This is a genomic window from Mycobacterium sp. 852002-51152_SCH6134967 (genome assembly GCF_001667105.1).
GTDB lineage: Bacteria > Actinomycetota > Actinomycetes > Mycobacteriales > Mycobacteriaceae > Mycobacterium > Mycobacterium neumannii_A.
Genome location: NZ_LZIK01000049.1, coordinates 13,438 through 25,364 on the forward strand (window position 1 = coordinate 13,438; position 11,927 = coordinate 25,364).

An 11,927-nucleotide genomic window follows, 5' to 3' on the forward strand; every position below is an offset into this window, starting at 1 on the left:
CGCCTTCACTAATCGCCCCCGCATCACTTCGATCCTTCGTAACCGGGCAGGGCGTCCAACTCGTCGGGTGCATCGGTGTCGCGGGCGGCTTCAGGCTGGGGTCGGTCCTCTTCGACGGCGGCGATGTCCTTCGAGGCCAACTCGGAGACCTTGGCATCCTCGGGGTCGTCGCCCACTTCCTCGGCGGTGGTCAACCGATAGGTCCGGTAGGCCATCGCCAGCACGAACGCCGCGACGCCCATCGTGATGACGATCGCGGTCAGGATCATGCCCTGGGCCAACGGATCCGCGGTGGTGGTGTGCTCGTCGCTGCCCCGGCCCCAGATTGGGGGCTTACCGGCCGGGCCGCCGGCGATGAGGATCAGCAGGTTGATTGCATTGCTGATGAGCAACAGCCCCAGCAACATTCGGGTCAGGTTGCGCTCGAGCAGTAGGTAAACGCCTGCACTGGTGAGCCCGCCGAGCAGGATGAGGGGCACGAGCGAGGTGGTCATTGCGTAGTCACCACCGTCTTCTGCTCCTGGCCCAACTCCACGTCGATGCGGGCACCGAGGCTACGCAACACGTCGAGCACCAGACCCACGACGATGAGGTACACCCCGAGGTCGAAGAACAACGCGGTGACGAACTTGACAGTGCCCAACACCGGCACGTCGATCTCGATCAGCGCCGACGACAGCGCGGGCGCCCCCACCAGCAGCGAGGCCAACGCGGTACCGGCACACAAAGTGAGGCCCGCGCCCAGGATCTTGCCCGCGTCCAGCGGCAGTGTCTCACCGAGTTCGTAGCGACCGCCGGCCAGATACCGCAGCACCAGCGCGAGCCCGGCGGTCAATCCACCGGCGAATCCGCCGCCTGGAGTGTTGTGTCCCGCGAAGAAGAAGTACGCCGACAGGACCATGATCAGCGGGAAGATGACGCGGGTGGCGACCTCGAGGATCAACGACCGGTGCCGCGGGTCACGCAGTTCGCTGCCGCGCAGCCAGGTGATGTCGCCGGCCGCCGGGCTGGTGTTCACGATTGCCGGTAGCCGGCCGATGTCGGGCTGACCCGCATCCGAGACCCGCGGCGGTGCCCCGAACCTCCTGTGCCGGAACACCATCGAGGCGACGCCGGTCGCCGCGACCACGAGCACCATGACTTCGCCCATGGTGTCCCAGGCCCGGATGTCGACCAGTAGCACGTTGACGGCGTTGGCGCCGTGGCCGCGGTAGTACGCCGCCTCGGGGATCAACGAGGCGATCGGAGTTCCGGTGCGCGCGGCCATCGCGTACACCGCCAAGGTGGTCACGGTCGCACCGACCGCCAGTGCCAGCGCCGCCCGCGGCCACCGGTATCTGCGGATGTGGACCCGGTCGGCTTCGGCGGGCAACGTGCGCAGCACCAGGACGAACACCACGAGGGTCAACGTCTCGACCAGGAACTGGGTCAGGGCCAGATCCGGTGCGCCGTGCAGCGCGAAGATCACCCCGCACCCGTATCCGGTCACGCCGACGAGCAGCACCGCCGCCAGGCGGTTGCGCATCACCAGAGCGCCGAGCGCGGCGGCCAGGATGATCAGACCGATCACCACCTGAAGCGGTGAACCCCACAGCCTGAACTGCGGGTGGTCGCGCGCACCCACCGCGAGCGCGATGGTGGGCACCAGCACCAGCGTCGACAGGATCGCGGCCTGGGTGGCCGGGATGGAACCGCGCTGGGTGACAGCGGTGAGTTCCACCGCCCACAGGTCGAGCCGGCGTATCACGGCGTCGTACACGTGGTCGGCGTTGCCGAGTGGTTCGCGCATCGTGCGGAACCGGCGCAACCGTTCGCGGCCGACGAAGGCCGCCACGCCGGTGGCGATCACCAGCACCGACAACAGCAGCGGCACGTTCACGCCGTGCCACAGCGCGAGGTGGTACTCGTTGTTGCCGCCGGGCACCGTGTCGGCGTAATCCCCCAGCACATCGCCGACCCCGACGGGCCAGATCCCGAAGGCCAGGCCCGCGGCCGCGAGGATGCCCGGCGCGATCATGAACGTGCGCTCGGGCCGGTGCATCTCGGCGACGCGGGTGCTCGGCTCGGGGCGCCCCTTGCGGCCGAACGCACCGAACAGGAAGCGCAGGCTGTAGATGGTCGTGAACACCGAGCCGATCACGACGCCGACCAGCACCACCGGGGCGAAGACCCCGAGGGTGGGGGTATGCAGCACGGTGGCCAGGTCGGTTTCCTTGGCGACGAAACCGAAGAACGGGGGCAGCGCCGCCATGCTGGCCGATGCGCCGACGGCGATGACGAACAGCGGCCGCGCCTTGGCGCCGAGCCAGGCCAGTCTGCGGATGTCGCGGGTGCCGGTGGCGTGGTCGATGATGCCGACGACCATGAACAGCGCCGCCTTGAACATGGCGTGTGCCACCAGCATCGCCAGTCCGCCGAGCATCATGTCGCTGCCGCCGGTGCCGACCATGACCGTGATCAGCCCCAGCTGACTGACCGTGCCGAAAGCCAGGATCAACTTCAGGTCGTACTCGCGCACCGCGCGCCAACCGGCCAGCATCATGGTCAACAGGCCGAGCGAGACCACTATGGGCCGCCACACCGGGGAGTCGGCGAAACTGGGGCTCATGCGCGCGATCAGATAGACGCCGGCCTTGACCATCGCCGCGGCGTGCAGGTACGCGCTCACCGGGGTCGGTGCGGCCATCGCGCCCGGCAGCCAGAAGTGCAGCGGCACGATCGCCGACTTCGACAGCGCGCCGACGAGGATGAGCACCAGCCCGACCGACGCCGCCACCCCCGTCGGCGGGGATTCAAGGAGTTCGGAGAGCAGGTAGGTGCCCGCCATGTTGCCGAGCACGATGATGCCGACCAGCATGGCCAGGCCACCGAACGTCGTGACCAACAACGCCTGGGTTGCCGCCCGCCTGCTGGTCAGGCGTTCGGCGTAGTGGCCGACCAGAAGGAACGACAGCACCGAGGTGATCTCCCAGAACACGTAGAGCATCAGCAGGTTGTCGCTGGTGACCAGCCCGAACATCGCGCCGGAGAACGCGACCAGTTCGGCGGCGAAACTCGGCAACCGGTTCTCGATGCGGCCGTCGTGGTGGTGGAAGTAGTCGGCGCAGTAGAAAAGGACCAGCGCGCCGATGCCGAGAACCAGCACGCTCATGATCGCGGCGAGCGTGTCGAAGCGCAGCGTGATGTTCATCGACAGCTCGGGCACCCACGGCACGTCGACGGTGCTCGACCCCCCCGCGGACGGCCAGTTCTGCGCCACCCACACCAGGGACAGAAGCGGCACCATCGCCAGCGGATAGAAGGCCTTGCGCCCCCACTTGTGGACAAGCAGGGGCGCCAGCGCGGCGGCGACCGCGTGTGCGAGCAGGACGGCGAGCAGGGCACTCCGATCGGTTGTGTTGGTCAGCACGCGGCCGCCAACCGGAGAACTTATGGTCGGGGTGTCAGCCGAGTAAGGCTTCGGATTGCATTCTACGTGGGCCGATCGGGGCTACTATGCCCCGTCGTTGACACCACCGACCTCGCGGTGGTCGGTGCCTGCCGGACCGCACCGGAGCTCAGAAGTACCGCAGCCACACATATACCCAGGCCAGCAGGGTGCTGAGCAGCGTGACGACGATGCCGTAGCGGGAAAACTGCCAGAAGCTGATTCGGTGGCCGGCACGCTGGGCGATGCCGATCGCCACGACGTTCGCGCTTGCCGCGATCGCGGTGCCGTTGCCGGAGAAGCAGGCCCCCAGAGCGAACGCCCACCACAGCGCCCGCCCGGTCGCGGCATCGGGCGCCTGTGCCGCCATGTCCTCGACCACCGGCGCCATCGTGGCCGTGTACGGGATGTTGTCGACGAACGCGCCCAGGACGGCGGAACCGAACAGCAGGCCGGTGGCGGCAAGGAAGAAATCGTCGCCGAACAGATTGACCGCCGCATCGCCGATCCAGCCGATCACCCCGGTGTGCACGAGGCCGGCGACCATGACGAAGAGCCCCATGAAGAACACCAGGGTCGGCCACTCCACCTCGGGCAGAACCTCGTTGACGTCGACCTTGGTGACCAGCAGCATGATGCCCGCGCCCAGAAGCGCGACGATCGACGGTGCCACGTGCAGCACCGAGTGAAAACTGAACCCGACGATGACCAGCGCGAGCACCGCCATCGACCGCACCAGAAGGCGAAAGTCCTTGATGGCCCGTCGTTCCTGCAGCGCCATCACCTTGTCGACGCGCATCTCGCTGGCGCGCAACTCCGTCCGGAACAGCACCTTGGTGAACAGCACGAACAGCACGAAAATGATCGCCACGATCGGTGCCATGTGGATCAGGAAGTCGTTGAAGGTCAACCCCGCCCGGCTGCCGATGATGATGTTGGGCGGATCGCCGATCAGCGTCGCCGCACCGCCGATGTTGGACGCCAGCACCTCGGCGATGATGAACGGCTGCGCGGCGATCTCCAACCGGTCGCAGATGACGAGCGTCACCGGGGCGACGAGCATGATGATCGTCACGTTGTCCAGCACGGGCGAGGCCACCCCGGTGATCACCATCAGCATCACCATGAGCCGAAAAGGTTTGCCCCTGGCGCGTTTTGCGGCCCAGATGGCCAGGAAGTCGAAAATGCCGGTCTGTTTCACGACTCCGACGATGACCATCATGCCCAGCAGCAGGAAGATGACGTTCCAGTCGATGCCTTCGTGTTCGGAGTAGAACACCTCCTCGCCGGGCGCGAGACCCAGAAGGGTCATCAGCCCGCCGGCGACCAGAACCGTCGTGACCTTGTTGGCGCGTTCTGTGGCCAGAAACCAAAAGGCGACGACGAAGATCGCTAGCGCCAGAAGCGGAGCCAGCACCGAACCGACGGATCAGTCGCTGGGACCGGCCACGGCCAAGCTGGTGAGCAACCGCTCCAGGGTCACCGCGCCGACGAGCTTGCCGCCGCTGTCGACCACGGCGATCAGCGGGCTGCGCTTGGTCGCCATCACCGTGGCGATCTCGAGCAGGGTGGCATCGGGTGCGACGGTCACCGGTTTGGCCACCGGCGTCGGCAGGCAGTCACCGACCGTCAGCCTGCCCGGCCCGTGCCAGAACAGGTCGGCGTGGATCTCGTCCACGGTGCGCACCAGGGCGGGGTCGTCGCGGTAGGACTCCGGGATGGTGAGTCGCAGCACCTGGGTGCCCGGCAGCACCGCGACGGGGTTGCGGTCGTCGTCGACCACGACGAGTCCGGGCAGTCGGTTGACCACCATCAGCTGCACGGCCTTGGACACCGGATCATCCATGCGGACCGTGGGAGGGGTCACGGCGATCTCATGTGCTTGCATGACTTCGTTCCATCCGGTCCCGGGGGTGTCGGCGGTAAGTGTCATCGTCCTCGATCTCCGTTCAGTTCGTGGACTCTCCGACGTTGTGTGAGCATCTCGGCCAGCCGTTCGGCGTCATCCGGGTCGAGGACGAGCTCCCACCCGGGCGCGTCGAAGCCGCAGCTGTCGGCGACGAACAGGTGGCGGACGCCGTGGTCGTCGATGATCAGGCTCAGCTGCTCGCCGTGCCGGGTGGTCATCTGGTGTACTGCTCGGTCGGCCGGCTCCGCGGTTCGAGAGTCATGCATGGTGAGGAAAGTTTCTGCGCCCGACGGCGGGCGCACCATCAGGGCTGACACCCATTCGGCGGGGGCGGCGCAGTGTATGGACAAATCCCGATCGGACGGTCCACGCTGGGAGCATGAAACGGGCGCGCACGCCGGCGACCGCGCTGTTTCGGCGGGTTTTCCTGATCAACGGGCTGATCTTCGCGTTGGGCACGTTGGCCCTGGCGCTCTCACCCGCAACCGTGTCATCGCGCATCAAGCCGACCGAGGTTCCAGTGCTTCTCATCGGGTTGGCGGTGATCTTGACCGCCAACGCGCTGCTGTTGCGCTCGAGTCTCGCCCCGCTCGACCGGCTCGCGACCTCGATGCGCAGGGTCGACCCACCGCGCCGAAGCGACCGCGTCGACCACAGCGGCAACGGCGACCTGCGCCACCTGATCGCGTCGTTCAACACGATGCTGGACCGGCTCGAAACCGAACGCACCACGGCGAGCGCGTCGGCGTTGGCCGCGCAGGAGAACGAACGCCAGCGCATCGCGCGCGAGTTGCACGACGAGATCGGTCAGACGTTGACGGTCGCGCTGTTGCTCCTCAAGCGCGCGGTGGACCGTGCACCCGCCGAGATCCACGGTGAGCTTGCCGACACCCAAGACGCTGTGCGCGCAGGCCTCGACGAGGTCCGCAGCATCGCGCGGCGCCTGCGGCCCGAGGCTCTCGAAGACCTCGGCCTGCACAGCGCGCTCAACTCGCTGTGCACCGACTTCACGAACGCAACCGGTTTACCCGTCGTCAAACACATTGTGCTGCAAGCAGATCGGTTGAAACCCGACGTCGAGCTGGTGTGCTACCGCGTCGCTCAGGAGAGCCTGACCAACATCGCAAGGCACGCAGGTGCCACCAAGGCGTGGCTCGACCTGCACACCACCGCTGATCGGTTGACGATGCGCATCGCCGATGACGGCGTCGGCGGGGTGGTCAGTGAGGGGGCCGGGATCAACGGCATGCGTGAGCGCGCACTGCTGGTCGACGGCGACCTGACGATCACCTCACCGGCCGGTGAGGGCACCGAGGTGCTGCTGGCGATCCCGTCGCGGCGGTGCTGGTGATGCTCGCGCAACCGGCCCGCATCCTGCTGGCCGACGATCACGCTCTGGTGCGCAGCGGGTTGCGGATGATCCTCGACGCCGAGTCCGACCTGCAGGTGGTGGCCGAGGCGGCCGACGGTCACGAAGCGCTGGCGGTTCTCGAGAACACCCCGACCGACCTGGCCATTCTCGACATCGCGATGCCGCGCATGACGGGCCTGCAGGCGGCGCGGGAGATGAACCGGCTGCACCCGCACGTCCGGATCCTGATCCTGTCGATGTACGACAACGAGCAGTACTTCTTCGAGGCGCTCAAGGCCGGTGCATCCGGTTACGTGCTGAAATCGGTCGCCGACCGCGACCTGCTCGAGGCGTGCCGGGCCACCCTGCGCGGGGAGCCGTTCCTGTACGCGGGAGCGGTGACGGCGCTGATCCGGGACTACCTACACCGCGCACGGCAGGGCGACGGGCTGCCCGACACCATCCTCACGCCGCGAGAGGAGGAGGTGCTCAAACTCATCGCCGAGGGCTACTCCTCGCGCGACATCGCCAACACGTTGGGCATCAGCGCCAAGACCGTCGACCGGCACCGGACGAACCTGCTGGCCAAGCTCGACCTGCAGGATCGAGTTGCGTTGACCCGCTATGCGATTCGTGCCGGGTTGATCGAGCCGTGACGGCGTTGGCACGGCGCGGGCGCTAACCCGTACCGCACCGGAAGCGCGTGGCCCAACAACCCGACCCCCGCGCCGAGGATCGGCCAGACCGGCCAGAAGTACCACGCACCCGCGGTGAGGCCGACTGCCAACCACACCGTCAGCACGATCGCGACCATGGCCAGGTAGCCGGCCAGGTGGACCTGAACACTGCGACGGGCCAGCTGCCTGCGAGCCTCCCGGCGGCGGGGGTCGTTGCGCCTGAGGCGCTCGACGGGCAGATCGGCGGTGAGCTCGTGCAATTCCGGGCGGGTCGTGGCGGCAAAGGCGGCCTGCAGCCGCGCCTCGTACTCCGGCATCGCGAGGTAACCCTGCGCGAGGGCCTGGCCGAGTACGTCGGCCGTCTTCTCCCGGTCGGGGTCTCCGGCGCGGACGACCGGTGCGATGGCGGGCATGCCGACCTCCTCGATCTTGACAATGACAAGTTATCTCGACTATGCCGCATGAACTTGCCATTGTCAAGATGCCTCCCCTTGTCCCGCGAACGTGGGTTACCCGCACGCGTCCGGGGCGTTTGACGTGCGTCAAGCCCACTCTCGGGGAGGGATGCGCGCGCGTCGGGTGCGCGCCGGTCGAGCACGCGGCGGCGGAAGTAACTGCGGCGGCGAAAGGAACTGCGGCGGCGAAAGGAGCCGCTCGCGGGCGAAAGGGCCAGCGGGCGGAAAGGAGCCGCTCGCGGGTGAAAGGTCAGCGAGCGGCCGAGAACGCCCGCAGCGATTCGACCTGCGCCGCGTCCAGCGATGGGCGCACCGCCTCGCGTGCGGCCGCGACGTCCTCGGCGGTGACGTCTGCGGCGTCGATCGAGCGCCGCATCGCGGTCAGCGCCGCCTCGCGCAACAACGCGACGCAGTCGGCGGCGCTGTAGCCCTCGAGTTCCCCGGCCAGGGCGCCGAGATCGACATCGTCGGCGAGCGGGACGGACTTGCCCGCCGTGCGCAGGATCTCGCGACGGGCCTCGGCGTCGGGCGGTTCGACGAACACCAGCTTCTCCAGCCGGCCGGGTCGCAGAAGCGCCGGGTCGATCAGATCGGGCCGGTTCGTCGCACCGACCACCACCACGTCGCGCAGCGGTTCGATGCCGTCGAGTTCGGTCAGCAGCGCCGCCACCACGCGGTCGGTCACACCAGAGTCGAAGCTCTGCCCGCGCCGCGGCGCCAGCGCGTCGATCTCGTCGAGGAACACCAGCGACGGGGCCGAGTCGCGGGCACGCCGGAACAGTTCGCGCACAGCCTTTTCCGAAGAGCCGACCCATTTGTCCATCAGCTCAGCGCCCTTGACGGCGTGCACCGACAACCGCCCCGAACTGGCCAGCGCCCGCACCACGAACGTCTTGCCGCAACCGGGTGGGCCGTAGAGCAGCACCCCGCGCGGCGGCGCCACGCCGAGACGCTGAAACGTGTCGGGGTGCTGCAGCGGCCACAGCACCGCCTCGGTGAGCGCCTGTTTGGTGTCGGCCATGTCGCCGACGTCGTCGAGCGTCACCGAGCCGACCGACACCTCTTCGGTGGCCGAGCGTGACAGCGGGCGGATGACGGTCGTCGCGCCCAGCGCATCGTCCTGGATCAGGGCGGGCGGCTCACCGTCGGCGCTGGCGCGCGCCGCCGCGCGCAGCGCCGCCTCGCGGACCAGCGCGGCCAGGTCGGCGACCACGAATCCCGGTGTGCGCTCGGCAATCTCGTCGAGGTCGAGGTCCTTGGCGGGCACCTCGCGCAACAGCACCTCGAGCAGCTGCTTGCGGATCGCGCCGTCGGGCAGGCTCAGCCCGAGTTCGCGGTCGCACAGGTCGGGCGCGCGTAACCGGGCGTCGACGTTGTCTGGCTGCTGCGACGTCGCGACGAACGCCACACCGCGGGTGGCGACCGCGTTGCGGAGTTCGGTGAGGATCAACGTGGCCACCGGTTCGGCGGTGGCCGGCAGCAGCGCGTCGATGTCGGTGATCAACAACACGCCGCCGCCGTCGCGGACTGTCGCCACCGCCGACACCACCCTTGCGATCCGGTCCTCGGCGCGTAGCGAGCCGACCTCCGGTCCGTCGAGTTCGACCAGTCGCCGGTCGGCGCAGACCGCGCGCACCAACGCTGCCTTGCCAACACCGGCCGGGCCCGACACCAGGACACCCAGATTGGCTGTGGCACCGAGGGTTTCAAGAAGTTCGGGGCGGTCGAGCGCGAGCTTGAGCCATTCGGTCAGGCGCTGCGCTTCGGCCTGAGAACCCTTGAGGTCGTCGACGCTCAGCGCCGGCTGCGATGTCTCCGGTGCGGTCACCACTGCCTGACCGATCGCAGCGTCCGAAGCGGGTGCGACGGATCCGCCCGGAGAGCCGTCGGCCCAGCAGACCGCCGAATTAGGTTGCACGCTCACGGGTCCCGCGGGATCGGTGCCGGTCACCGTCAACAGTTCGGAGGTCCAGGTGATGCCGACCGACGAGGCAAGCGCCGCGGTCGCGCGCGAGGATGGGATGTCGGGTCCCAGCTCCCGCGGCAGCAGCGACACCGTGTCACCGACCGTCATCACCTTGCCCAGCAACGCTTGTCGCAGCGTGGCCTGCGAGATCGACTGACTGGCCAGCCGCGAGCCCGACAGCGTCACCGATCGGGCGCCGTAGACGGTCACGGGCGCGACGAGCACGGTGGTGTCCTCGCGCAGCCCGGCATTGGACAGCGTGACGTCGTCGAGCAGCGCGGTGCCGGCGGGAACACCGGTGGGTGCCTCGGCGGCCACCGCGGCGGTGGTGCGCGAACCGGTCAGCGACACCGCATCCCATTCGCGGATGCCCAGCGCGGCAATGGCTTCCGGATGCAGGCGCACTACACCCCTGCGCGAGTCGAGCGCCGAGGTGTTCAGCCGCGCGGTCAGCGTGAGGTGCGCCCGGGGGGCCGGGCGGTCGGACTGCAGTTCAGTCATGTCGGGAGCCGGGTCTGCGCAGTCCCAGTCGCATCACCGACCGGCGGTGCGGCTGGGCCCGGCGGATGGCCCGCCGGGCGGCACGCTGCTGGCGTGGTTTGTCGTCCCAGACTTCGGGGTGCGCTGCCAGGAACCGGCGGGTGCGGATGGCGAACGGGATGTGTAGGACGTAGGCGGCGATGATGATCAGGATCACCAGGTAGCCATAGAGGATCGCGGCGGCCACGCCGATCGCCACGAACGCCAGCAGCGGCGCGACCATGTTGGGCGGCACCGAGAACGTGTGGATCTTGCGCATCGGGATCGTGCTGACCACCAGCGCCGAGACGCCGAGCATCCAGATGACGACGGCGGGTTCGGAGGTCCACCAGCCGTCGCCGAACTGCATCTTGGCGGCCAGCGGACCGATCGCGCCGATCGCACCTGCCGGCGCGGGCATACCCACGAAGTACTTCTTCTCGTAGTCCGGTTTGTCGACGTCGAGCATCGCGTTGAACCTGGCCAGGCGCAGCACGATGCACACCGCGTACACCAGCACCACGATCCAGCCGACCTCCGACTTCGACAGCAGCGTGCCGTACACGATGAAAGCCGGTGCGACGCCGAAGTTTACGGCGTCGGCGAGTGAATCGATCTCCTCGCCCATCTTCGACGTCGCCTTCAGGGCGCGCGCGATGCGGCCGTCGAGCGCGTCGAGTATCGCGGCGACCGCCAGAAACGCCATCGCCTCGGTCGGCCGGTCGTCCAGCGCCATCTTGACCGCACTCAGCCCCAGGCAGATCGCGGCAACCGTCATCGCGCTGGGCAGGATGCGCAGGCTGACGACGGAGCGCTTGATGCGGGGCCGGATCATGCCGGAGCCATCCGGCCGGCGACATCGGACTCCAGTTCGGCCAACACCGTCTCACCCGCCAGCGCGCGCTGTCCCACCGTCACCAGGATGCGCGATCCGGCGGGCAGGTACGTGTCCAACCGCGAGCCGTAGCGGATCAGCCCGTAGGTCTCGCCGATCGCCAGTTCGTCGCCCACCTTGGCCTCACACACGATGCGCCGCGCCACCAGGCCGGCGATCTGTACGGCAATCACCTCGACGCCGCCGGCGGTGCGGATCAGCACGCTGTTGCGCTCGTTGTCCTCGCTGGCCGCTTCCAGTTCGGCCGAGCCGAACAAGCCCGGTCGGTGCTCGACCGCGACGACCTCACCGCTGATCGGGGCGCGCTGCACATGCGCGTCGAACACCGACAGGAAGATGCTGATGCGGGGCAATGGTGTTGGGGGCAAACCGAGTTCGGCCGGTGGCGCAGCCTCCTCGATCAGGCAGATCAAGCCGTCGGCGGGGGCGACGACCAGACCGGGCCGGGTGGGCGGTACGCGCGGCGGGTGGCGGAAGAACGCGGCGTTGGCGGCGGCCGATGCCAGCCCGGCACCGCGCAGCCACGGGTTCCGGCGCCCGAGCGCGGCCAGCGTCAGGCTCGCGCCGACGAACGGCAGCCCCGCCGGATGCATCGGGGGGATCGTGGTACGGGCCAGCGCCAAGAGCCGCGCGGGGCCGGATTTCAGGTCGGGGCGTCTGGCCATCGTCCCGCGATTCTACGGGCCGGGTGCGCGACGCGGCATGCGCCGCCTAACCTCCCTGCTCCC

General features: G+C 68.5%; 11 protein-coding genes. 2 read left to right on the forward strand and 9 right to left on the reverse strand.

All coding sequences use genetic code 11. The features are described 5' to 3' along the window. Positions 1-23: 23 nt before the first annotated feature. The 5 genes from A5790_RS14890 to A5790_RS14910 all read right to left on the reverse strand — a co-directional run bounded on the left by A5790_RS14890 (position 24) and on the right by A5790_RS14910 (position 5,554). Positions 24-494, reverse strand: coding sequence for a Na(+)/H(+) antiporter subunit C (locus A5790_RS14890; protein WP_064425396.1), 471 nt, complete (start codon positions 492-494; stop codon positions 24-26). Then, entirely contained in the window at positions 491-3,379 is a 2,889-nt protein-coding gene (locus A5790_RS14895; protein ID WP_066845690.1) for a Na+/H+ antiporter subunit A, read from the reverse strand. Before A5790_RS14895 ends, A5790_RS14890 begins: the two co-directional genes overlap by 4 nt. A gap of 178 nt (positions 3,380-3,557) precedes the next feature. Further along, a complete protein-coding gene (locus A5790_RS14900; protein ID WP_066845562.1) occupies positions 3,558-4,844 on the reverse strand; it encodes an SLC13 family permease in 1,287 nt (428 codons plus the stop codon). Positions 4,845-4,856: 12 nt separating this feature from the next. Then, positions 4,857-5,360 carry a CBS domain-containing protein gene (locus A5790_RS14905; protein WP_231984696.1) on the reverse strand — a complete coding sequence of 168 codons (504 nt, stop codon included), beginning with the start codon at positions 5,358-5,360 and terminating at the stop codon, positions 4,857-4,859. Beyond that, positions 5,357-5,554: a hypothetical protein gene (locus A5790_RS14910; RefSeq protein WP_066845564.1), complete on the reverse strand. Its 198-nt coding sequence runs from the start codon at positions 5,552-5,554 to the stop codon at positions 5,357-5,359. The genes A5790_RS14905 and A5790_RS14910 overlap by 4 nt, the downstream gene beginning before the upstream one ends. A gap of 161 nt (positions 5,555-5,715) precedes the next feature. Between A5790_RS14910 and A5790_RS14915 the strand changes: the two genes are divergently transcribed. Continuing rightward, positions 5,716-6,687: a histidine kinase gene (locus tag A5790_RS14915; RefSeq protein ID WP_066845566.1), complete on the forward strand. Its 972-nt coding sequence runs from the start codon at positions 5,716-5,718 to the stop codon at positions 6,685-6,687. Beyond that, positions 6,687-7,343, forward strand: coding sequence for a response regulator transcription factor (locus tag A5790_RS14920; RefSeq protein ID WP_066845695.1), 657 nt, complete (start codon positions 6,687-6,689; stop codon positions 7,341-7,343). The genes A5790_RS14915 and A5790_RS14920 overlap by 1 nt, the downstream gene beginning before the upstream one ends. Here A5790_RS14920 and A5790_RS14925 read toward each other — a convergent pair. The 4 genes from A5790_RS14925 to A5790_RS14940 all read right to left on the reverse strand — a co-directional run bounded on the left by A5790_RS14925 (position 7,310) and on the right by A5790_RS14940 (position 11,864). Continuing rightward, complete coding sequence (locus A5790_RS14925; RefSeq protein ID WP_066845569.1) at positions 7,310-7,777, reverse strand: DUF1707 domain-containing protein; 468 nt, start codon at positions 7,775-7,777, stop codon at positions 7,310-7,312. The two genes, A5790_RS14920 and A5790_RS14925, sit on opposite strands and share 34 nt — an antisense overlap. A gap of 292 nt (positions 7,778-8,069) precedes the next feature. Continuing rightward, positions 8,070-10,286 (reverse strand): AAA family ATPase, encoded by a 2,217-nt coding sequence (locus A5790_RS14930; RefSeq protein WP_066845572.1) that lies wholly within the window; start codon positions 10,284-10,286, stop codon positions 8,070-8,072. After that, the gene (locus A5790_RS14935) at positions 10,279-11,139 is read right to left on the reverse strand and encodes a phosphatidylcholine/phosphatidylserine synthase (RefSeq protein WP_066845574.1); all 861 of its coding nucleotides are present in this window, start codon (positions 11,137-11,139) and stop codon (positions 10,279-10,281) included. The genes A5790_RS14930 and A5790_RS14935 overlap by 8 nt, the downstream gene beginning before the upstream one ends. Then, positions 11,136-11,864, reverse strand: coding sequence for a phosphatidylserine decarboxylase (locus A5790_RS14940; protein ID WP_066845577.1), 729 nt, complete (start codon positions 11,862-11,864; stop codon positions 11,136-11,138). The genes A5790_RS14935 and A5790_RS14940 overlap by 4 nt, the downstream gene beginning before the upstream one ends. Positions 11,865-11,927 lie beyond the last annotated feature (63 nt).

Bases quoted from the DNA above. Each gene is read 5' to 3' on its own strand.
- A5790_RS14905 (WP_231984696.1), bottom strand. From the start codon at position 5,360: ATGACACTTACCGCCGACACCCCCGGGACCGGATGGAACGAAGTCATG.
- A5790_RS14910 (WP_066845564.1), bottom strand. From the start codon at position 5,554: ATGACCACCCGGCACGGCGAGCAGCTGAGCCTGATCATCGACGACCAC.
- A5790_RS14940 (WP_066845577.1), bottom strand. From the start codon at position 11,864: ATGGCCAGACGCCCCGACCTGAAATCCGGCCCCGCGCGGCTCTTGGCG.
- A5790_RS14920 (WP_066845695.1), top strand. From the start codon at position 6,687: ATGCTCGCGCAACCGGCCCGCATCCTGCTGGCCGACGATCACGCTCTG.
- A5790_RS14930 (WP_066845572.1), bottom strand. From the start codon at position 10,286: ATGACTGAACTGCAGTCCGACCGCCCGGCCCCCCGGGCGCACCTCACG.
- A5790_RS14935 (WP_066845574.1), bottom strand. From the start codon at position 11,139: ATGATCCGGCCCCGCATCAAGCGCTCCGTCGTCAGCCTGCGCATCCTG.
- A5790_RS14915 (WP_066845566.1), top strand. From the start codon at position 5,716: ATGAAACGGGCGCGCACGCCGGCGACCGCGCTGTTTCGGCGGGTTTTC.
- A5790_RS14890 (WP_064425396.1), bottom strand. From the start codon at position 494: ATGACCACCTCGCTCGTGCCCCTCATCCTGCTCGGCGGGCTCACCAGT.
- A5790_RS14925 (WP_066845569.1), bottom strand. From the start codon at position 7,777: ATGCCCGCCATCGCACCGGTCGTCCGCGCCGGAGACCCCGACCGGGAG.